The sequence below is a fragment of the Acidobacteriota bacterium genome (assembly GCA_040754075.1).
Taxonomy (GTDB): domain Bacteria; phylum Acidobacteriota; class Blastocatellia; order UBA7656; family UBA7656; genus JBFMDH01.
This window is the reverse complement of the sequence record JBFMDH010000027.1, coordinates 84,483-106,648: the sequence shown is the minus strand read 5'-3', so window position 1 is coordinate 106,648 and position 22,166 is coordinate 84,483. Positions and strand designations below refer to the sequence as shown.

15 protein-coding genes are annotated in these 22,166 nt (G+C 51.0%); all 15 read right to left on the bottom strand.

Annotation, left to right across the window (positions count from 1 at the left end; genetic code table 11):
* Nucleotides 1-112: 112 nt before the first annotated feature.
* Nucleotides 113-1,648, bottom strand: a complete 1,536-nt coding sequence (locus tag AB1757_23785; protein ID MEW6130077.1) for a M20/M25/M40 family metallo-hydrolase — start codon at nt 1,646-1,648, stop codon at nt 113-115.
* Nucleotides 1,649-1,914: 266 nt separating this feature from the next.
* Complete coding sequence (gene era, locus AB1757_23780; protein ID MEW6130076.1) at nt 1,915-2,817, bottom strand: GTPase Era; 903 nt, start codon at nt 2,815-2,817, stop codon at nt 1,915-1,917.
* A 77-nt stretch (nt 2,818-2,894) separates the two neighbouring features.
* Entirely contained in the window at nt 2,895-4,169 is a 1,275-nt protein-coding gene (locus tag AB1757_23775) for a hemolysin family protein (GenBank protein MEW6130075.1), read from the bottom strand.
* A 114-nt stretch (nt 4,170-4,283) separates the two neighbouring features.
* Complete coding sequence (gene ybeY, locus AB1757_23770) at nt 4,284-4,772, bottom strand: rRNA maturation RNase YbeY (GenBank protein ID MEW6130074.1); 489 nt, start codon at nt 4,770-4,772, stop codon at nt 4,284-4,286.
* Nucleotides 4,762-7,167 carry an HDIG domain-containing metalloprotein gene (locus tag AB1757_23765; GenBank protein MEW6130073.1) on the bottom strand — a complete coding sequence of 802 codons (2,406 nt, stop codon included), beginning with the start codon at nt 7,165-7,167 and terminating at the stop codon, nt 4,762-4,764. Before AB1757_23765 ends, ybeY begins: the two co-directional genes overlap by 11 nt.
* A 3-nt stretch (nt 7,168-7,170) precedes the next feature.
* The gene (locus tag AB1757_23760) at nt 7,171-7,293 is read right to left on the bottom strand and encodes a hypothetical protein (protein MEW6130072.1); all 123 of its coding nucleotides are present in this window, start codon (nt 7,291-7,293) and stop codon (nt 7,171-7,173) included.
* Nucleotides 7,294-7,366: 73 nt separating this feature from the next.
* The gene (locus tag AB1757_23755) at nt 7,367-9,400 is read right to left on the bottom strand and encodes a PhoH family protein (GenBank protein MEW6130071.1); all 2,034 of its coding nucleotides are present in this window, start codon (nt 9,398-9,400) and stop codon (nt 7,367-7,369) included.
* 329 nt (nt 9,401-9,729) lie between these two features.
* Nucleotides 9,730-13,362 (bottom strand): efflux RND transporter permease subunit, encoded by a 3,633-nt coding sequence (locus AB1757_23750; protein ID MEW6130070.1) that lies wholly within the window; start codon nt 13,360-13,362, stop codon nt 9,730-9,732.
* A gap of 90 nt (nt 13,363-13,452) precedes the next feature.
* Entirely contained in the window at nt 13,453-14,745 is a 1,293-nt protein-coding gene (locus AB1757_23745) for an efflux RND transporter periplasmic adaptor subunit (protein MEW6130069.1), read from the bottom strand.
* Nucleotides 14,742-16,100 carry a TolC family protein gene (locus tag AB1757_23740; GenBank protein MEW6130068.1) on the bottom strand — a complete coding sequence of 453 codons (1,359 nt, stop codon included), beginning with the start codon at nt 16,098-16,100 and terminating at the stop codon, nt 14,742-14,744. The genes AB1757_23745 and AB1757_23740 overlap by 4 nt, the downstream gene beginning before the upstream one ends.
* A 31-nt stretch (nt 16,101-16,131) precedes the next feature.
* A complete protein-coding gene (locus tag AB1757_23735; GenBank protein MEW6130067.1) occupies nt 16,132-16,431 on the bottom strand; it encodes a hypothetical protein in 300 nt (99 codons plus the stop codon).
* A 242-nt stretch (nt 16,432-16,673) separates the two neighbouring features.
* Nucleotides 16,674-19,823, bottom strand: a complete 3,150-nt coding sequence (locus AB1757_23730) for a GAF domain-containing protein (GenBank protein MEW6130066.1) — start codon at nt 19,821-19,823, stop codon at nt 16,674-16,676.
* Between the two features lie 186 nt (nt 19,824-20,009).
* Nucleotides 20,010-20,519 carry a peptide deformylase gene (gene def / locus AB1757_23725; protein ID MEW6130065.1) on the bottom strand — a complete coding sequence of 170 codons (510 nt, stop codon included), beginning with the start codon at nt 20,517-20,519 and terminating at the stop codon, nt 20,010-20,012.
* Nucleotides 20,519-20,824 carry a hypothetical protein gene (locus AB1757_23720; protein MEW6130064.1) on the bottom strand — a complete coding sequence of 102 codons (306 nt, stop codon included), beginning with the start codon at nt 20,822-20,824 and terminating at the stop codon, nt 20,519-20,521. The genes def and AB1757_23720 overlap by 1 nt, the downstream gene beginning before the upstream one ends.
* Before the next feature lie 95 nt (nt 20,825-20,919).
* Nucleotides 20,920-22,092, bottom strand: coding sequence for a chorismate synthase (gene aroC / locus AB1757_23715; protein ID MEW6130063.1), 1,173 nt, complete (start codon nt 22,090-22,092; stop codon nt 20,920-20,922).
* Nucleotides 22,093-22,166: the final 74 nt, after the last annotated feature.

Genomic DNA, 22,166 nt, shown 5'->3' with positions numbered 1-22,166 from the left:
GCTGTTGCGCTGTGCGGCATTGAACCGGATGACCCATCTGGGAATGCCCGACAGCTATGCCGTATGAAGCGTTTTCTAGTATAACCTTGTGGAAGATTGTTTCCATTTTTATTTATGCAACAAAGCCATTCATCATCATCAATGCGGCGAATATTTCGATGCCATCCCACAAATTCTGTAACCGCACATTCTCATTGGCGGCGTGTTGATTGTTGTCGTGATTGACAATCGGCAAAGCGATTTGCGGCGCGCCGGTCGCCGATTCAAAAATATAAAGCGGCACACTGCCGCCCAATGTCGGCGTCAAAACCGGCTGATAACTCAATGCCGATTCGACGGCGCGAATGATTTTTTGCGACACCGGCAAGGTCATCGAAGTTCGCACAGCCCTGTAGCCACCTGCGCTCACGACCCGCGCAATCAGCGGGTGTTTAAACCGCATCTCGCGCGTCGGTTCATCGGCGGTCACAACATAGCCCTGTTTTTTGATGTGGGCAATCACCCGCTCAACCTGACGACGCGGGTCAATGCCTTTTACCAATCGCAAATCAATCGTCGCGGTCGCTTCCGATGGAATAATCGTTCGCGCTTGCTCGCCGACATATTCACTGCGTATGCCGTCAATGTTAAGCGATGGCTCGTTGATGAGTTCGGCAAGCGCCCGCCCGCCGCCTTCCGTTCGCCCAATGCCTAATTCGCGCTTCAACTCTTCATCAATCGCGGGCATCGCTTTTAAAGCGGTTTTTTCGGCTTCACCTAATGGTTCAACATCGTCATAGAAACCATCGACCAGGACACGCTCTTTATCGTCTTTCATACTGGCGAGTAATCTGACCAGTCGCAAAGCGGGATTGGGCGCCCAGTTACCATAATGCCCGCTATGCAAACCGCGTTCGGCTCCGTAAAGCGTCACGGTGAGCGACACCACGCCGCGCACCCCGAAAACGATTTGCTGTTTGCGGGTTTGATGCACGGGACCATCGGCGCAAATCCACACGTCGGCTTTGAGGAATTCCGCATGGCGTTTGACCAGTTCTTCGAGGTTTGGCGAACCGGCTTCTTCTTCGCCTTCAAAGAAGAATTTCAAATTCACGGTTGGCTTCCGGTTCATCGCCTGTAAAGCGTCAAGCGCCGCAAGCACAGCGATAATCGGCGCTTTATCATCGGACGCCGAACGCGCATAGAGCCGCCATTCGGGATTGATTTTTTCACCGGTTTTTGGAAACCCGATAACCTGCCCGCCCGCTTCCAGTGGCTTATCACGCAATGTCGGTTTGAACGGGTCGTTTGCCCATTTCGAGGCATCCGCCGGTTGCCCGTCGTAATGCGCGTAGATGCAAATCGTCTGGGTTGCGCCTGCCGCTTTCAATTCCCCGAAAACCACAGGCGGGCCGTTGCCTTCCAAAAGTCTGGTTTCAATGCCGCGCCGCCGCATCATCCGCATCAACTGCTCGGCATTGCGGCGAATGTTGACGCTGTCGGATGCGACGTTGGGAATTGCCAGAAAATCCGCGAATTCATTGAGGATTTCGACTTCACGCGCTTCACGAAAACTGCGCACACTTGTGATTTTCGATTGTGCGTTGATGACAATGACCGATTGAAAAACAAACACGCTTAAACAAATAACCAGTGCGATTCGCTTCATAATTTCTCCGAACCATGAGTTGCAGATTGATGCTATCTGAGCAAGGCTGAGCGTAACTTAGAATTAAAATTTCGTTTACGAAAACCCAGGGTTATCAATTCAAAGGTTAAACTTACCCTCGGATTAAACGGATGAAACCGATTCACGGGGATAATCAATCTCGATCCGCCACATTCGCCGGGAAATCAATGTGGCACCTTTGGCTCAATCCGGTCTTCCATCATCACCTTGATCAATTGCTGCAACCGGATACCGCGCATTAAAGCTCATTCCTGAATGCCGAGTTCGTCGAGTACACGTTCATCATCGCGCCAGTGTTCGCGCACCTTGACGTGCAAGCCTAAAAAGATTTTGCGTCCCAGAAACTTTTCGATTTCCTGTCGCGCCGCCGTGCCGATCTCTTTCAGACGTTCGCCGCCGCGCCCGATGATGATGGATTTATGCGAAGCCTTTTCCACATAAATCAAACAATAAATTTTCAATGACTCATCGGTCTCTTCCCAACGTTCGGTTACTACTGCCGTCACATAAGGCAACTCTTCTTTGGTGACCTGCAAAATTTTTTCGCGCACCAGTTCGGCAACCAGCACACGTTCGGGTTGGTCGGTCAAATCGTCGGCTTCATAAAACGGTTCGCCTTCGGGCAGATACGCAAAAATTTTTTCGAGCAACAAATCAACATTATCTTTTTTGAGCGCGGATAGCGGAATCACTTCGGCAAATTCGCGTTCAGCCGTGTAACTTTTAATTAAACTGAGCAAGCGGCTCTTATCGGCGATTTTATCGATTTTATTGAGCAGCAAAAATACCGGCTTTTCGACGTGTCTGAGCATATCGAGCACGAATTTGTCGCCCGCGCCTTTGGCTTGCGTCGCGTCAACCATCAGCAACAACAGGTCTACCGAAAGCAAAGCGTCGGCAACCACAGTCATCATTCGCCGGTTCAATTTGTAGCCCGGTTTATGAATGCCCGGCGTATCGAGAAACACCACTTGACCTTCGGGTTTGGTCAAAATGCCGCGAATACGTGTGCGGGTGGTTTGCGGTTTATCGGAGACGATGGCGATTTTTTCGCCCACCAGTCTATTCAACAAGGTTGATTTACCGGCGTTGGGACGCCCGATAAAAGCGACAAATCCCGATTTCTGTTTACGATTTTTCTGAGCCAATATTTTTTTCCTTAGCTGACCTATCCGGTCACCGACCTTTTTGCTCAACAGCAAATTGGCGCGGTTAATCGAGTCGGCTACTTATCGAGATGAATAGGTTGAACCGCGCGTAACCGGATGCGATTGACCTTCTGCCCATCCGCATCAACAACTTCAAACTCGATACCTTTGAATTCCAGCTTTTCGCCGACGTGCGGCACGCGATTCATTTCATTCATCAACAACCCGGCAAGCGTCGTGAAATCGTCGGCTTCAATATCGCGTTCAAATAAATTTTCGACAACCCTGATTTCGGTGCTGCCGTCGAGTTCATATGAACCATCTGCGAGTTGCTCAATCGGCTTATCGATGTGAGCGCGGTCTTCGTCTTCAATCTCGCCCATCACCTCTTCAATCATGTCTTCGACGGTGATGAGTCCGGCAACCCCGCCATATTCATCAATGACGATTGCCATCTGCACCTTTTCGCGTTGCATATCTTCGAGCAAATCGGCAATCGGTTTACTCTCCGGGACATTATGAACATCGCGCATGACTTCACTGACCGGGGTGTGCAATTTATCGGGTTCGCAAAAGGCGAGCAAATCGCGCACATAAACGATGCCCTTGATGTCATCGATGCTTTCCTGATAAACCGGAATGCGCGAATACTTTTTCTCCATAATCAACCGTCGCGCATCTTCGACCGTAGCATTAATCGAAATGGCGACAATTTGAGTGCGCGGGCGCATGACTTCGCCGACCAGGGTATCGCCAAATTCAATTACCGATTGAATCAACTCGCCTTCGTCCTCTTCGATGATGCCTTCTTCTTCGGCGACTTCGATGAAGGCTTCGACCTCCTGGGCGGCTTCGTCTTCATCAACCTCTTCGGTGAGCGATTCTTCGATTTCATCGGTCTTGAATTTTTCCAGCAAGCGCACCAGCGGCATCACGAAAATCGAAAAGGCGCGATAGAAAATCTCAAATGGCGGCAACATCAACCAGAGCATACGCTCCGGGCGGTTCTGAACAATCAGGCGCGGCACAAACTGGCGAAACAATAAAATGACCGTAAGAATCGTCACAAAGGCAATGAGCAGGGGTGATTGCAATTTTGAGGTCGTTAAAGCGTGGGTGAGCAGGATGGCGATGAGCGCAATGGAAAGCTGGGTGCCGAGCACGAGAATCAATTCAAATTTCTGGCGATGTTCGAGCACTTCGCGAAAAAAGCGCGCCCGGTGACTGGCTTCGCGTTCGCTCACCATCACCCTGAGCGTCACTTCGCTCAACGATTCATACGCGGTTTTTACGATTGAAAGAATGACCAGCACAACGAGCGCCACACCGGTCAATAACAATTCAGTAATCATAGTCCAGAGTCTGGAGTCCGGAGTCTGGAGTCCTCAACTCCAAACCATTTTGGAAACGGAAGACTGAAAATTTCAGAGCAATAAATCTTGAGCATAAAATCCTTTCTCTTCGATTTAGACTCCAGACTCCAGACTCCAGACTCCAGACTTCTTTAGTAGCCGTTTCCTCAACTGCAATTCCAGGCGATGCATTTCGCCGTTATCGGTTTCGTGGTCATAACCGTTCAAATGCAAGATGCCGTGAATGATCAACTCCTGTATTTCGCGCTCAACTGAAAGCCCGGCAGCTTGCGCTTGCCTGAGCGCCGTATCGGTTGAAATGACTATATCACCTAAATAATTTTCATCAACGAAATCCCCGGCGGCATGCGGTTCGCCACCGCTTTGAAAGGATAACACGTCAGTGGCGTAATCTTTGCCCCGATACAGCCGGTTCAACTGGCGCATCTTCGGGTCGCGCACAAAAACAATTGATAATTGTGCATCGGCGCGATGGAGATGATCAATTTGCGCCAGCGATTGCTGGGTTGCGCGCGCCAGTTCGCTGAATGTACGCCGGTTGATTTTAAGCAATCGCTGTTTGTTGATAATGTCAATCGCCAAGCGCTTCTTTCCCAATCGCCTTGGGCGGCGAATCTGTTATTACCGGAATCGGATTGGCTGCGCCGATCTTTTGATTGGTTTCGATATTTTTCGCAGCCTGAGTCGGGGCTTTATCGAAATCGTATCCCGGATAGCTGATGCGATGATGCTGAATCGCCAGCAAGGTCTTGGTGAAACTTTCGGCGACGAGATTCAATTCGCGCAAGGTGATGTCGCATTCATCAAGTTGTCCATCATCCTGAAGCCGGGTGATGATCATATCGATCATGTTTTTAAATTTCGCCGGGGTCGGTTCCTGCACGGTGCGCGAAGCGGCTTCGACGGAATCGGCAATCATAATAATTCCGGCTTCTTTGGTTTGCGGTTTGGGTCCCGGATAACGAAACTCTTTTTCAAGCGCCGCCGATTCCGGGTCAGACGCGACCGCTTTGGCTTTATAGTAAAAATATTTCATCAACCCGGTGCCGTGATGTTGCGGGATAACTGCGATGAGACGCGGCGGCAGTTTGTATTGTTTGGCGAGTTCGATGCCTTGTTTGACATGATTTGCCAGAATAATCGAAGACATTTTCGGTTCGAGCCTATCGTGCGGGTTGCCGGAAAAGGTCTGGTTTTCGATGAAGTAGGTCGGGCGAATGCTTTTACCGATGTCGTGGTAGAGACAGGCAACGCGGGTAAACAGCGGGTCGCCGCCAATCGCTTCGGCGGCTTTGGCGGAAAGCAAACCGACCATAATCGAATGATGATAAGTGCCGGGCGCTTGTTCAGCGAGTTGCTTGAGTAAGGGCAAATTCAAATTCGACAGTTCAAGCAATTTAATGTTGGTGGTGATTTCAAACAACCACTCAAACAAGGGCAACAGAATGGAGGCGAACATCGACGAGAGCACGCCGCTGGCAAAACCGCACACGGCGTGAAAGAGCGCAATAAACAGCCAGTTCCAGCCACCCGTATTCAGTAAACCGGCTTCAGCCGCGCCCAGTAAATCAAGCGCCAGGGCAGCCGCGGCATTCACCAGTCCAATCCACAAACCGCCCATCACCAGTTCCGTGCGGTCACGACAATTTTGCAGGTAATAGAGCGCCGCAACCGAAGTGACCAGGGTGTAAACCGCCAGATAAATATTGCCCGAAAGAATGCCGATAAACACGCCGAGAATCGCCGCAAAAACAAACGCCGCATGGGAATCTGTCAAAATCGTGACGAGCGCCGCGCCGACCGCCAGCGGCGCGAGATATTTGTAACCGATTTCGGAGTTAAACGGCGCGGTTGATACCGAATTGCTGATCATCGAAGCGAGCGCGAAAAACAATCGCGCCAGTCCAAGCGTGACCACAAACGCCGTGACCTGCAAAAGAAAATGGCGACGCACGCGCACGTGACGGCTTTGATAACGTCCCAGATATTGCCACAAAACCAGCACCAGCATCATCACAATGACTATGGTGCCGGCAAATTCAATCGCCCGTTGTCCGGTCGGTCGCAGTGTCGAAGCAGCTTCCAGAAGCGACGCTTTGGGCGGGGTGACGAGTTCGCCGCGCTCAACCACCCGCTGACCTTTATCCACTCTAAAAATCACCGTGGGAATTTCTTCGCGCATCGCCTGACGCCGGGTTTCGGTTTCGGCTTCGTTATATTCGAGATTGGTGACGACAATCGAGCCGAGGATTTCGCCCAACAGTTTCCGTTCTCCGGCATGATAATCGGCAGGCCAGACCAGTTTTTCCGAACGCAGTTGGGCGCGCGCGGTTATCAAATCTTTAATTCCCGAAATATCGGTGATGGTGGTTTCCGTATTATCGCGCCGGTCACGACGAATGATGCCCGAGGTTCCATATTTCATGAGTTGACTGCGATTGGTCACCACACCGGCAGCCATCACCGATTCAAAATGATCAATCAACAATTTCTCCAACTCAAACCCGAAGCGATGTCGCAACAGGGTCTGCAATTGTTCGTCATCCACAATGATGCCGGTTTCCTGTTGGATTTTTTCGCTCAGTTGATCATTGGTGATTTCCGGTTCAGCGGTGCGCCCGATTTCAAACATCTGGGCAACCCGGCTGCGCATATCGCGCACATCTTTTTGCACATAATCGTAAACCGGCAATACGGCGGCGGCGGCTTCCGCGCGCAATCGTTCGGTTTCGGTGTGGTCTTCAACCCGTAAATCCTGTGGCGCGATGATGTCGGCAGGCGCAGTGGTTCCGGCGGGCAGCGGTTGGATTTGCGGTTGCTGATAACTTTTGAGCAACAGCATGGAAAGCGCCACGATAATAAAGATGCCAACGCCTGCATCAATAAACGCCTGATCGGAAATGGTCGCAGAAAATCGCTTCACGCCATCAAGGGCTTTAGTCGCGCGCGGGGAACGAGTTGTTGCGGGCTTGGGCATAACTTAATTGCGGATTGCGGATTGCGGATTGCGGATTGCGGATGCACTGGCAAATTCCGTCCACGCCCAGTTGGATTGCGGATGGCGGATTTGCTTTTTCATCGCTTTACCTTTTTTCATTTTCATACCCATCGCTTGCCTGCGAATTGCTGAAAGACAATGACACCTGTTGCAATCCGCAATCCGCAATTCGCATTTATCAGAGTTTTTCTTCAAAATTGGTCTTCGTGCTGCGCTCGTAAGCCTGAATAATCATCTGTACCAGTTGATGGCGCACCACATCTTTTTCGTTGAAATAAATGAATTCGATGCCTTCGATGCCTTTTAAAATATTTTGCGCTTCGACCAGCCCCGAACGTTTTCCTGTAGGTAAATCAATTTGCGTCACGTCGCCGGTGATGACCGCCTGCGAACCAAACCCGATGCGCGTCAAAAACATTTTCATCTGCTCGGTGGTGGTATTTTGCGCTTCATCCAAAATGATAAACGCATCCCCCAGGGTGTTATGGGTCAGAATAAAATCATCGGTCAGGTAAAGCGAATCGCTTGCAGCGACGCGAATGCACTGCGTTTCCTGCTCACCTACATAGTCGATGTTTTTGATAAATCGCATGGGACGACCGCCGCCTGCGGCTTCATATATTTCTGCTTTCCGTTTTAAGCGGAACGGTTTGATGCGCTCAGGCAAACGAATATCCAGAATGTATGCGTCATTGCGATAAGCAACCGGTCTGCCGTTAGCGAATCCCGGTTTACGCCAGTGCGCGACACCGCCCAGCGAACGTACCAGAAAAACTACATCGTCTTTCAGTCGTTCAGATGTAGTTGAGTATTGAATGCGACAGGTTCGCCCTTCCTGTGAAACCGGACCACCATCTGTATCCAACAACCCTTGCAAAACCGCGATGCGAATTTCTGCGCGGTTATAAAGATACGTTTCGGGAATAAATTTTGTGCTCGAATAGGTGCCGGATAATTGCAATTCGCGTAACGCTACGGTGAGCGGATTACGAACCGGGGTAAACTTGTTGCCGCCTTTTCCGGCTAACGGATTTACGATGACATAATCACCCGCTGATTTACGGCGAATGTTCAAACTCTTACCCGAAAAGGCCGCGCTGAGTGACGAAACCAGTTCCGTATCGGCGGTTGCAAAAGATGGCGAGGTTTTATCCGAAATACAACCATCACCGAGCATCAAGCCAAGCGCATAAGGGTCAAGCGGAATCGCTTGCTCTGCCCATTCAATCGGCGCGGAAAGCAATGGCAGTTCATAACGATATTGCTGATTACGGCGATAATTGCCGAGCATTTCCTGAGTCTCTAAAACTCTCGCAGGTCGGTTGCGCTGTTTATCTTCCAGAGTTTTGACTTGCCAGAGGTGTTCCGCGCAGGCAATCGCGCTTGAACCGTCAGTCATCGTCAAGCGGTAAACCGCTTTTTTGCCTTGCGGGAAAACGCCGGTCACCATTGTCGGTTTGCCATCAGAGCCAATAACAAAATCACCGACTTCAATATCACCCATCTTGCGCCAACCCGTCGGTGTCATGAGTAAACTATTCAGGGGTTGCGCCCGCCCGCGCATAAATGCCAGCGGCGCGACTTCGATGACACGCTTTTCGAGTAATTTGGTCACCCGTTCATAATCGACCAGATCAAATAGCGAATCGTAAAGCGGGCGCAAATAAGGGTCGACTTTGTCTTGCAAGTCGCCGGGCAAAAATCCGAGTTTTTCACCGGCTTCAACCGCCGGTCGCGCCAGCACAATGCGATTGACGCGCTTTTGCATCAAGGCTTGCACAGCCATCGCCACCGCAAGAAAAGTTTTGCCGGTTCCGGCGGGACCGATACCGAAAACAATGTCGCTTTTCTCGATGGCTTCGAGGTAGCGGCGTTGATTGAAGGATTTCGCGACCACCTGTTTTTTGCCCGCCGGATTGATGCGCGCTTTGGTAAAGTAATCGCGCAACCGATAAGCGCGGTCTTCGGCAATCTGTTTGAAGGCGGACTTCAACTCATCATTCGACATGCGCTGACCTTCTTTAAAAAGCGCCGCGTAGTCGGTGAGGATTTGCTCAACCACATGAGCGTCGGCTTCTTCGCCTTCAATGATCAACTCATTGCCGCGCAGGTTGACGCGCACCGGAATAAGACTTTCCAGTTGCTTGATATTTTCATCATAAGGTCCAAATAGAGACCTGATGGCTTCTTCGGGTAAACTTACGGTTTTCACTGCTGGTAAATTTCCTGACATACAAAAAATGCGCTCGTTTCCTTTCTCGGTGACAAGCGCGGTCGATTCGGTTGTGATTCATCGTGTTTACATCGTTTTCATCGGCTGTCAAAAAACTACTACAGTTAGAGGCTGAAAACAAGCAAGAGACGATTTCCATTCAGCAAAACAAAAAAGCCTGACGCCGCGCACGACATCAGGCTTAATTTTTTATGCGTTGCGCTCAGACGCAGCAAGTATTCGAGACATCTCCCACAACCGCATAAATAGATGAATAGCGTTATCCTTGATTCCGGTTTATGCGGACTGTTCTATCGTTTCAGGTTTAATCAATTGGTGATGGCGACCACTTCAACATCAGAGACCTCCTGATTAGAAGGCTCAGGGGTGCTGTCCCATTTCACCAACTTCAAATCCAAAACGAAGATGGAGTAAATCACCGGAACCATCAACAAGGTGACGACCGTTGCCGCGCACAAACCGCCAATCTGCGCGTAACAAAGCGGCTCCCACAAGGGACCGCCGTGCGCTGCCAGCGGAAACAATGCAATCACGGTTGCGCCGACCGTAATCAACACGGGTCTCAGTCGCATAATCCCTGCGTCGAGCAACGCTTCAATCAATGGTTCACCTTCGGCATGTTTCTCTTCGATAAAATCAAAGAGCACGATGATGTGGCTGACAATGACGCCGATTAAACTGACAATTCCCAAAAAAGCCATGAAGCCAAATGGCGCGCCCATCATCCACAACACGCCTAAAGCTCCGACAATGCCATAGGGAATCGCCGCAAACACGATGAAGGGTTTGATGGCGTGTTTGAATTGAAAAACCAGCGCCAGAAAGATGACCGCGACCGATATTGCCATCACAATCGTCAGTTGTTTGAACCCTTTCACCTGCTCGGCTTCTTCGCCGCCGATTTCCAGTTTGTAACCCGGCGGCAACTGTTTCTGCAATTCTTCGAGTTGCGGACGCGCCGCTGTCATAATTTCGGATGGCAGGGTGTCGCCTTCCGGCATACATGAAACCGTGATGGTGCGAAATTGATTGCGCCTTCTGAGCTTTTCGGTCTCCAGTTGGTAATCAATCGAAGAGACCTGTTGCAGCGGGATGCGTCGCCCGTTGGTTTGCGAATAGACGTAGAGATTTTTGATGTCGCCGAGTTGGGCGCGTTCTTCCATACGCATGCGCACCACTACAGGTATTTGTTTATCGCCTTCGCGCAACGTCGTCATAGAGGCTCCGGTCATGCCCGCAACCGAAGAAGACGCAACATCCATATTCGATACGCCAGCCATATTGGCGCGGTCGGCGTCGGTTTGCAGTTTGACCATAAAGCTTTCGTCGCCCCAATCATCGCGCACACGCGCTGCCGTCGGTACGGCGCGCAAAATTTCTTTCAACTGCTCGGCGTAAGCCCTGAGCGTCCCTATATCGTCGCCCGATAATCTGATGGCAACCGGAAGCCCTACGGCAGCGCCCGATTCCAGTTGTCGCACATCGATGCGCGCCCCGGCAACCCGCGCGGATAAGGCTTTCTGCAATGGCGCAATCAAATGATTGGTGTCGTGTTTATCTTTTGTCTGAATGATAATCTGCGCATAGTTCAACTGCTGCTGTTCAGGTGACAGCGAAAACCAGAAACGCGGGCCACCACCGCCAACAAAAGTCGTCAACGACTCAAGCGCCGGACGCGACTCACCGGTCTTTGCGGCGAGTTCCAGTTCGTACTCTTTCACCACATCTCTGATCGTCTCTTCTGCCTGTCTGGCGGCTTCATTAGTCGCAAACAGCGGCGCATCTTCCGGCAACCACACATCGACATAAGAGAGATAGGAAAGGTCTTTGGGAAAGAACTGTTGTTTCAACTGACTCAGGAAAAATCCGCCAAGCGCGAGGAACGCCAATGAACCTGCCAGCACTTTCCAGCGGTGTTGGATTGCCCAGGTTCCAATGCGGTAATAAAACGCCGCGAAACCTTTTTTGCGCCGTTCTTCAATTGGTCGTTCGGCTTTCGGTTTGAGCAAATAAAATCCCAGCAAGGGAATGAAGGTCATCGAAACCAATCTCGATGCCACGAGCGAACAGGCGAGCACCACCGGCAAGCTATATAAAAATTTTCCGGTGTCGCCCGTAAGCAAGAGAAACGGCAAGTAAGCGACGATGTTGGTGACTGTGGCATACATAATCGCAGTTGCCAGTTTGGTCGGTCCCAGCCACGCAGAAACCAGCGGCGTATGTCCCGATGCCAAATCGCGTTTGATGGCATCGCCCGCAACCACCGGGTCATCAACCAACAACCCCAGCGCAATGATGAGCGTGCCGATGGAAATTTGTTGCAGGTCGATGCCGAGAAACGACATCAACCCAAAGGTCATTGCTAAGGTGATGGGAATCGAAAATGCCATCAGCAGCGCCGAACGCCATTCCCAAAAACCGACTAACGAAACCAGCACGACCAGAACGATGGCTTCATAGAGACTGGTCATAAAGAGGTCAACGCTTTCGGTCACCTGCAATGGCTGGTCACTGGTGCGCGCTAAAATTAAATCTTCGGGCAGACGTTTCTTGAGTTCGTTAAGCGTCTCATCGACGGTCTTACCGAAATCACCAATCTTTTCGCCGGCGCGCATCTGCACCGAAAGGGTGATGGCGCGGGTGCGCTGCCAATCGCCGTTGGCATCGCGCCAGTTATAAAAATTTAAAAAGCGCGGCGGGTTATCATAACTGCGAACGATGTCAACGAGGTCGCGCAAATAGACCGGCACGCCGCTTGCCGAAGCGCCGACCACCACATCGGCAATCTCTTTTTCGCTTTTGAATTCGCCCGATGGGTCAATGGTTAAATTCTTGTCGTCAACCTGCAACTGTCCGCCCGGCAAGGTGATGTTGCGCGCTTTGAGAATGTTTTGCAGGCTTTGACTTTCCAGATTGTACGCCGCCAATCGTTCCTGCGAGTATTCCAAAAACACTTTCTCTTGCAGGATGCCGGAGCGAGAAACTTTGGAAACCGCAGGAATCGTTTTCAGTGTCTTTTCGATGATGTCCGTAAAATCGTCCATCTGACGATAGCTGTATTTTTCGCCCACTATCGCGGTTATTTTCGCGCGCGTCTCTTGCGGGTCTTTGATTACCACCGATTGCCAGACGTCGGGGTCAAATTCTGCGGCTTGCAATTTCTCGCGAATGAATTGTTGGGTGTATTCCTGCAATTTTTCTTCGCTTTCACTTGATGCGCCATCCAGTCCCACAAATCCTGCGGTTTCAATTAGGCGAATATCCTCAGCAAACCCCTTCTCTTTGGCGAAGCGAACCAACAGGTCAAGCGCCGCGCGAATAGTGCTTAAACTGAATGATGGGGGAACATTTTGAATGATCGTGAAGCGATTATTATTCGTTGCCGTTGACGCCTGGGCGCGCGTTTCGCTAATCGCTTTTTGCACGGCATCGGAACGCAAAGCGATTTCCACCTCATTTACTTTGGGGCTTGCGACCGTGAGCATCAACGCCGCAGTGTCGCCAAAATCTTTAATGAAATTGATAGGTCCCGCGCCGTCCGGCAAATCGGTGATGCTGTCAAGTTTCAGCTTGATGTCATCCAGTTCTTTGCCGGTCTCTTTAATATTTTCGTCAAGCTCCAGGTAAACCACTGAGATGCTGGTTCGCGAAATGGATTCAATCTTCGTCACCTTGGCGTTTTCGGCAATCTTGGCTTCGATTCTTTTAGTGACCAGATTCTCAATCTTTTCGGCGCTCGAACCGGGCCAAGGGGTGAGCGCCACCGCCACCCGCACAGGAATATCCGGGTCTTTGCGCTGCGGCATATTGAAATAACCATAGATGCCCCAGATGCAGGTGGCAATTAACAAGACCCAGGAGATGTGGCGCGTTTCAACAAAAAATCGCGCCGTATTATGTGTTTTTTTAATCATTTCGTCGTCGCTTTTCAGGTGTGCCATAGTGTTTCTCCTTCTCGGAAACGATGAAGTGTGAACGATGAACGGAAAATCTATTTGTTCATCATTCATACTTCATCGTTCATCGTCTCCTTATGGAATGATTTGAACGCTATCGTTGTTTTGAATCAGGTTGGCTCCGGTGGTGATGACGCGCTCACCCGCCTTCAACCCGTCAATGACAGCTACGGTGTTACCCAGAGTTTCGCCCAGTTTGAGCGGGCGTTGTCGCGCTATCGTTCTGCCGCTGTGCTCTTCAATCACAAAGACCGCGTAAGGGTTTTCGTGATTGCCGGATTTTACGATGGCGTTCAATGGCACAACCGGGATGGCTTCAGATGGGTTGGTCTCCCCTTCAACGGTGAGCGCAGCAATCATGCCGACTTTCAATAAATTCTGCGCATTGGGAATGGTGACTTCAATATCGAAGACGCGACTCTTGGGGTCGGCGGCTGGCGAGATGGCGGTAATCTGCCCTTGAAAATCTTCGCCGAGCGCCGCCTCTGTCGTCACCTTCAAGGTATTTCCGAGTTTCATTTGTTTCACCATCAAATCGGGAACCCCGAAGATGGCTTTGACTGATGAGGTGTCGGCGATAACAAAAGCCGCAGCGCCGGGTGACACCAGGGTTCCCACTTCAACCGATTTTTGCAGCACCACACAATTCATCGGCGCTCTCAGCGCGGTGTCCTGCAAGGGAATGGCGGCTTCCGCAACCACGGCTTTGGCTCCCTTGACCTTCGCGTCATAAGAATCAATGACCGCGCGCGCCACCTGAATTTTAGCGTTGACCACGGCGACCTGTGATTTCGCGCTGTTGAGTTTCGCCTGCGCCATGTCATATTGCGATTTCGCCGCGTCATAATCGGCTTTGGTCAGACTTTGACCTTCATAAAGATTTTTAGCGCGTTCAAAATCTAATTTGGCGCGTTCATAAGCGGCTTCGGCTTCGGCGAGTTGCGCTTTCGCTGAAGCGAGCGATGATTCAGCCTCTGCCAGTTGCGCTTTACTGGAATCGACACCGGCGCGCGCTTCGGCGGTCTGCGATTCGGCTTGCGTGACTTTGACCGCATAATCGCTGCGGCGCACTTGCGCCAGCACAGTGCCTCTGGGAATGACATCCCCTTCCTGCACATTACGCCACTGCCCGTCAACGCCGCGCACTTGATGAAGCGCATCAATATAACCGCTGACTCTGAAGGCAAGCTGTACCTCTGTGCGCGGAACGATGCTTGCCGAATAGCGCATCCCGCCAGTGTTTGACGCCAGTTCAATGGTTTTTACTTTCACCGGCACAGGCGCTTTTTCAACGGCTTGAACCTTGCACCCGACCGTCACGCTCAAGGCAAAAATGATAGCGATGAATTTCAATTCCTGATTTTTCATTTGTCTTCTCCTATGGCTTTCTCGAAATCAGCTTTGGCGCTCCAATAAGCGAGCAGCGCCTGTTGATATTGGTTGTTGGCATCGGCAAGGCGCGTTTGCACTTCCAGCACATCCTTCAAAAGCGCCATTTGCACACGGTACTTATGGCTCACGACGCGCAACTGTTCACGCGCGGTGTCCTGCGAAAGTAAAGCGATGCGCAAACTTTGCCGCGTCTGTTGCAATTGCCGGTGGCGATTATTGACGTCCATCAATACCTGACTTTCAACATCGGCTAAACCATTGGTTGCCTGTTCAATGATTCGACTCTTTTCGTCGAGTTCGCGCCGTTTCTTGCCCCAATCGAAAATTTCCCAACTGAAGGTCACGCCAAACGTCGCAATGGTTTTCGGCACAATCGAATTGAGATTGAGCGGCGAGATATAAGTCAGTCCGAGTCCGACATCAGGAATGAATTCCGATTTTTTGATGCGCCGGTCGAGTTCCGCCTGTTTAATTTTCAAGCGCCCTTCCTGCACTTCGGGACGTTGTTCAATGGCGCGGGTGCGCGCCGCCGCCAGATTATTTTCAAAGCTGGTGGCTTCGGGCACCGCGTTCAAGGTGAATTCGGCGCGAATGTCGCGACCCATCAGGTGGTTGAGTTGTTCTTTTTGCGTCGCCAGCGTGTTGCGCAAATTGAGGGCATCATATTCGGCTTTTGCATAGCGCGTTTTGACATCAAGATTTTCTGATTTAAGCGCCACTTGTTGGGCGACGTAATCCGTGGTCACGCGCTCAAGCTCTTCGTACAGCTTGAGCGATTCTTCTATCGCCAGGAGCGCGCTCTGGGTTTGCAAAACGGCGTAGTAAGCGCGTTTGACCTGATTAACGATGGTTTGTTTCTGGGCGCGTGATTGTTGCTCGGCAATTTCGCGACCAACGTTGAGTTGTTTGAGGTTGAGGTTGATGCGATAGAGTTGCGAAAGCGGTTGCGTCACCTGTCCGATGACAATCAATGTCGGTTTTCTTGCCGTACTGATGGTGGTGTCTTCGTTCGGTATGGGCCCGGTCGCTTCAAAGGTGCCGAAGGTGCCTTTATCGAAAGTGAAATTGAGCGGCGTGAGCAGTTGTGATGCCTGCACATCGACTTTGAACGACGGCAGTTTGAGGGTGCGCGTCGCGGCAATACGGTCGCCATATTTTTTCACTTCAATATCGCTGTTTTTCAGTTGGCGATTGTCATTGAGCGCCAGGTTGATAGCCTGCTCCAGCGTCAAGGTTTCAACCGCAGATGATACGGGTTGTTGAGCGAAAGCGTTCGTTGTGCTACCTAATAACAGCAGCGTAAAAATCAATAAACATGCGCGGTTCGTCATAACGGTTTCTCCTGTTGCGAAGGGTGAAAATCTATTGTTGTCCCGATTGATTCAGAGACTGTTGTTCGACCAACTCAAGCACTTGATGGACAAAAAAACCTGCGCCTTCGAGCGTGATGCCGGCTTCGTGTTTGAGGCGGTTGAGCACATAGGCGCTTGAGGTATCGAGAAAAACCAGGTCGTCGAGAGCCAGCGCAATGTCCTGGTCGCTTTGCCGGCGTAAATCGGCGCAGATTTGCGCCAGCAGCAAAGCTTCTTCGAGAATCAGTGTGCCTTCGATTTTCAAAATGGTTTTGGTTCGTCCATTAACCTGAGTGATGCGTGTTGTCATCTTGCTTAATTTCCTTGCCTTTTATTGCCGTTGTCGGGTTGACGCAGGCGACTCGGCTTAGTGCAATGACCAGACCAAAGATTTCATCAGGCGTGCTGTGGTCAATTAAGTTATTGAAATCAATCAATGAAAGTAGTGTGTGAAGGTGTTTTTGAGTTGCAGTTGACAGGAAAAAGAAAAGCGGATTCGATGCGAAATATCGCATCGAGAACGAAATGTCGCATCAGGAATGAGAAGTCAATTTATTTCAAACCGAGTTTTTTCATGCGGCTGCGAAGGGTAGAAATCGGCAGGTCGAGGATTTCCGCCGCGCCGCCTTTGCCGCCGATGACGCCGTTTGTCTGACGCAACACCTCTTGAATGTATTGGCGTTCATGGTCTTCGAGGGAAACCAGTTTGGTGGGCATCGTGGTTGTTTGATGAGGGATTGTTTCACTTGGTTTTCGGAGTTCCGAAAGCGGGACTTCCAGTTGACTCCCTTTTGAAAGAATCACGGCGCGTTCAATGAAATTTTCCAACTCCCGGACATTACCAGACCAATGGTAAGCGATGAGCGCCTGCATATCTTCGGCGCGCACCGACTCGATGCGTTTATTCATGCGACGCGAATGTTTTTGAATGAAGTAGCCGACCAGTAGTGGAATATCTTCGGCGCGTTCGCGAAGCGGTGGAATTCGCAACGGAAAAACATTCAAGCGATAAAACAGATCGCCGCGATATTTTTTCTCTTCGACCATCTGCGCCAGGTCGCAATTGGTCGCGGCAATCAGTCGCACATCGACGCGCAGGGTGCGCGAACTGCCGAGTCGCTCAAATTCCGATTCCTGCAAGACGCGCAAAAGTTTCGGTTGTAATTCAAGCGGAATGTCGCCGACTTCATCCAAAAAAAGGGTGCCGCGATGCGCCAGTTCAAAACGCCCGATGCGTTGCGCGACAGCGCCGGTAAACGCGCCTTTTTCATGTCCGAAAAGTTCGCTTTCGAGCAGTCCCGTCGGAATTGCCGCGCAGTTGAGTTTTACCATGGTGCGTTCGCTGCGGTTGCTCAAGTTATGAATGGCGCGGGCAATGAGTTCTTTGCCGGTTCCGGTTTCGCCTTGAATCAAAACCACGGAATCGGTAGGCGCGACGGTTTCGACCTGTTTGAGAATGCGCTTTAAAGTGAGACTCTGCCCGATGATTTCTGCGAAGTTATATTCGGTTTGAATCTCTTGTTCAAGGTAAAGCTTTTCGCTTGCGAGTTTATTTTTAAGTGATTCAATCTCGCGATAAGCCAGGGCATTTTCGACAGCGATGGCGACTTGACCGGCAATTTGCGCGAAGCGGTCGAGGTCGGACTGGGCGAACCTGTCTTCTTGATTGCTGCCGACGCCGAGAACTCCAAGTTTTCGTCCGTGAGAAATGAGCGGCACCAGACAGGCAGAACGCGGCATATTTTCGCCCGGAAGCGGCAGGCGGTCTGCGGGAAAACGCTCAGCGTCCGGTCGCCTGAGTAGCAGCGGCTCGCCCGAGGTAAACACCAGCCCGACGGCGGTTCCGGTAAGCCGAAAAATTTCGCCTTGCGGATACGCATCATAACCCGGATAAGCGATGCTGGCATATTCGCGCAAATAATTGTTCTCAGCGTCGTAGAGCGCAATTCCGGCGGCATCGTGCGGAAGCGCATCAAGCAGGCTGGCGGAAATCCGTTTGACCAGTTCATTGAGGTCAAGATGGGAAATGATGGCATTGTTGACATCAAGCAAAAGGTTGGCGCGGTCACGCTCTTCGCCAGCCTGTCGTTCGGCAAGCCGGGCGCGTTTAAAATTCAGCGCATTCTCAACAGCGATGGCGATTTGATTGGCAATATGAATGAGCAATTCCTGATCGGCTGGGGAAAACGCATCTTCACGAAAACTGCCGATTGCCAGAATGCCGAGTTTACGCTCCTGCACAATTAGCGGGATGCAACCACCTGAGCGGATGCCTGCTTCAATCAATCGTTGGTCAAAATCCGAGTAAGCTTTTTCGGGATCGGTGCGATTGATAAAGAGCGCTTTGCCAGTCGTAAACGCCACCCCGCCGACATTTCCTTCAAGTGGAAAGACCGTTCCTTCTTCAACCGGCGGCAGAGTTTCTGACAGGTCGAACCAGTAAGCGCGCAGTTGATGGCTTTCCGGGTCATACAGCGAAACGCTGGCGATGTCGAGTTCCAGGGTTTCGCGAAGAGAGGATGAAATCACGCGCACCAGTTCCAGCAAGTCGAGTTGCGAAACCACCGCGTTATTGATTTTGAGCATCAGGCGTTCGCGTTCAAGCTGGCGTTTGACTTCCTGCTCAGCCCGGCGCGCCCGTTCAAAATTGAGCGCATTATCCACGGCAATCGCCACTTGATTGGCGATTTGAATCAATAACGCTTTGTCCTCATCGGAGAACGCATTCTCATGCTTGCTGGTCACGCCCAAAACACCCAATTTGTGCCCTTTGGCAATCAGCGGAATGCAGACGCCCGATTGCGTGCCTTCGTCAAAAACCCGTTTTGCCAAATCGGAATCGAAGCGTTCTAAATCCGGTTTTTCAACGTAAACCGGTTGCCCGGTGGTGAATGCCAGACCGCTCGGACTGCCTTCGAGGTCGATAGGTAAGCCTTTTTGAGCGAGCGGATGGTCGGGCGGAAAATCGGTCATAAAGGCGCGCAATTGATTACGCTCCTGGTCATACAAGAGAACGCCGACCGTATCGCTGCCGATGACCTTGCGAATGCTGGGAGAAACGATTTGCAGCAGTTCTGCCAAATCAAGTTGCGAAACCACCGCGTTATTGATTTCCAGCATCAACCGTTCGTGTTCGGATTGCCGTTTTGCCTGCTGTTCCGCTTCGCGCGCCTGTTCAAAATTGCGCGTATTGTCGATGGCAACCGCGACCTGATTGGCGAGCAGTTGTAAAAATTCGAGCTGGTCGTCGCTATAGGCGGCTACGCGGCGACTTCCAAATCCAATAGTGCCGAGGCGATGCCCTGATGAAGTGAGCGGCAAGATGCAGGCGGATTGAATGCCATTCTTTTGCAGCGATTTCATCAGCGGCGGATAGGCTGCGGCATCTTCCGGGCGATTGAGCAAATAAGCTTTCTGGGTTTTCCACACCAATCCGGCTAAGGAATTTTCAACCGCCGCTTCGGCAGTCAAATCGGCGAGTTCGGCAATGTTCGACTCCAATAAATAGCGGCGCATCAGATGTTTTTGCGCATCGTAAAGCGTGATAATCACCGCTTCAAAATCGACCACCAGACGCAGTTGTTCCGAAAGGTTGCGAAACAGTCCGGCAAGATCGTAATGCGTCGCCAGCGCTTTTGATACGTCAAGCAAAGCGCGATATTTCAAAATCAGCGCATCGGTGCGTTGTGGCGCATTGAACATAAGGCAATTCCCAAGTTGATCAACCCGTGATGACTTGAACGGAAAATAAATCGAACTGATTTCGGCTGTCTAATTTTTAAGCAAGTAAATTTATGAATGCAGAATGGGTTTGAATAAAATTCGTACTTTAGGATAAGCCCGATATTCATACCGGGCTGTTCGTCGAATCAATGGTTTGCAAAATGATTACCAATCGCCCTGCTTGATGCGCTTTTTAATTTTGCGCTTCACCAAATCTTTTTTAAGCGGACTCAGATACTCGATAAACAATTCGCCGTCAAGATGGTCGGTTTCGTGTTCGACACAACGCGCTTCCAAATCCATCACATCAAGTTTGAACTGGCTGCCATTAATATCCTGAGCGCGCACCACGACACGTTGCGGACGTTTGACCTGAACGTAGATGCCCGGAAAACTCAAGCAGCCTTCATCGCCGGTCTGGTCGCCTTCTTCAATCTCAATCACCGGATTAATCAGGGCGACTTTCTGTTTGGGATTTTTCCCGCCGCTGCAATCCATCACAAATAATCTTTTCAAAACTCCCACCTGCGGCGCGGCAAGCCCAACCCCCGGCGCGCCGTACATGGTTTCAAACATATCATCAATCAATTTATGTAATTCCTGATTAAATTCGGTCACTTCTTCGGCGCGTTGAGTCAAAACCGGGTCGCCGTATTTTACAATTTCCAGTTTCATTACTTTACTTCAAACTCCTTATGTATCTCTTCAATCTGTCGTTGCTCGGCGCGTTTTTCCGCCAACACATGCGCGAGAATTTTGCTCCGCGCCCTGAAATGCGTTACTTCCCGCCAGGCAACCACCGCCAAACCAATTCCTATTATAGCGGCTCCGACAAGACTATGCGTAGCATAACCGATGGCAAAGCCCACCAGCATCAACACCACCAGCAGAAAGTAATAGAGAATGCCGTGTGCGCGACTGGCGTTGAGTGAGCGTTTTAACTCACTGACTTCGCTTTCGATTTCATCAAGATGTTTCATAACTGTCGAAAGGTTGCGTTAAGCGCTGAGGCGAGCCAACGCCTTTTGATTTGAAACAGCCATTGACTTACCGGCTTTTGCAAAGAAAATCCGCATCAATAATTTTTCAACTGTTCGCTGTAACCTTCAAAATTTCGCTTCATTTCCCCAAGGCTATCGCCGCCGAATTTTTCGCGCGCGGCATCAGCCAGGACGATGGCGACCATCGCTTCACCGATGACGCCTGCGGCAGTCACGGCAACAATATCGGAACGCTCGAAAGCCGCCGCCGATTCCGCTTTGGTTAAAACATCAACGCTCATCAGAGGTCGTCTCAATGTCGAAATCGGTTTCAAATGCCCGCGAATGCGAACCTCTTCGCCGTTGGTAATGCCGCCTTCAATGCCGCCCGCGCGATTGGTCGGTCGCGTGAATCGCCGTTCCGTTTGATTATAGCCGATTTCATCATGCACTTGCGACCCTGTGGTTCGGCTGACCTGCGCGCCCATACCGATTTCAACGGCTTTTACCGCATGAATACACATAATTGCCTGCGCCAGACGACCATCGAGTTTGCGATTCCATTGCACGTGCGAACCCAATCCGGCAACCACATTATGGGCGACCACTTCAAAGATGCCGCCGAGGGTGTCTTTGTCCTCTTTGGTCTGGTCAATGAGTTCGATCATGCGTTGTTGGGCGTCGTCGTCAACGCAACGTAGCGGCGAATCATCGGGCAAGGCTTTGATGGTTTCCCAACTCGCTTCAATCGGTTCATCGGGTATGCCGCCAATCATCATTACATGGCTTAAAACTTCGATGCCGATTTCGCGAACCAGTAATTTCGCGAAAGCGCCGACGGCGACGCGCGCCGTAGTTTCGCGGGCGCTGGCGCGTTCGAGGATGTCGCGCAAATCATGGGTGTCATATTTCAACCCACCGGCTAAATCGGTGTGACCGGGACGCGGGCGCGAGACCCGGCGGGCGCGTTTTTCTTCAGTAAATTCGCGCGGTTCAACATTCATCACCTCAACCCAGTTTTCAAAATCGCGGTTGTGAACCAGCAGCGCCACCGGCGACCCCAGGGTTTTTCCGTGCCGCACACCTGAAATAATCTCGACCTCATCGCGTTCGATTTTCATGCGTCCGCCGCGCCCATACCCTTGTTGCCTGCGCCAGAGTTCGTGATTGATGAAAGACAAATCTACGCCAAGCCCTGCGGGCAAGCCTTCAATGATGGCGACCAGGCATTTGCCGTGCGATTCACCGGCTGTGCTGAATTTGAACATGAGCATAGGTTACAGATGCCGTATCTGAGATGCAACCATGTGTTGATTGACGCTTGATACCTTCAACTGCTGTA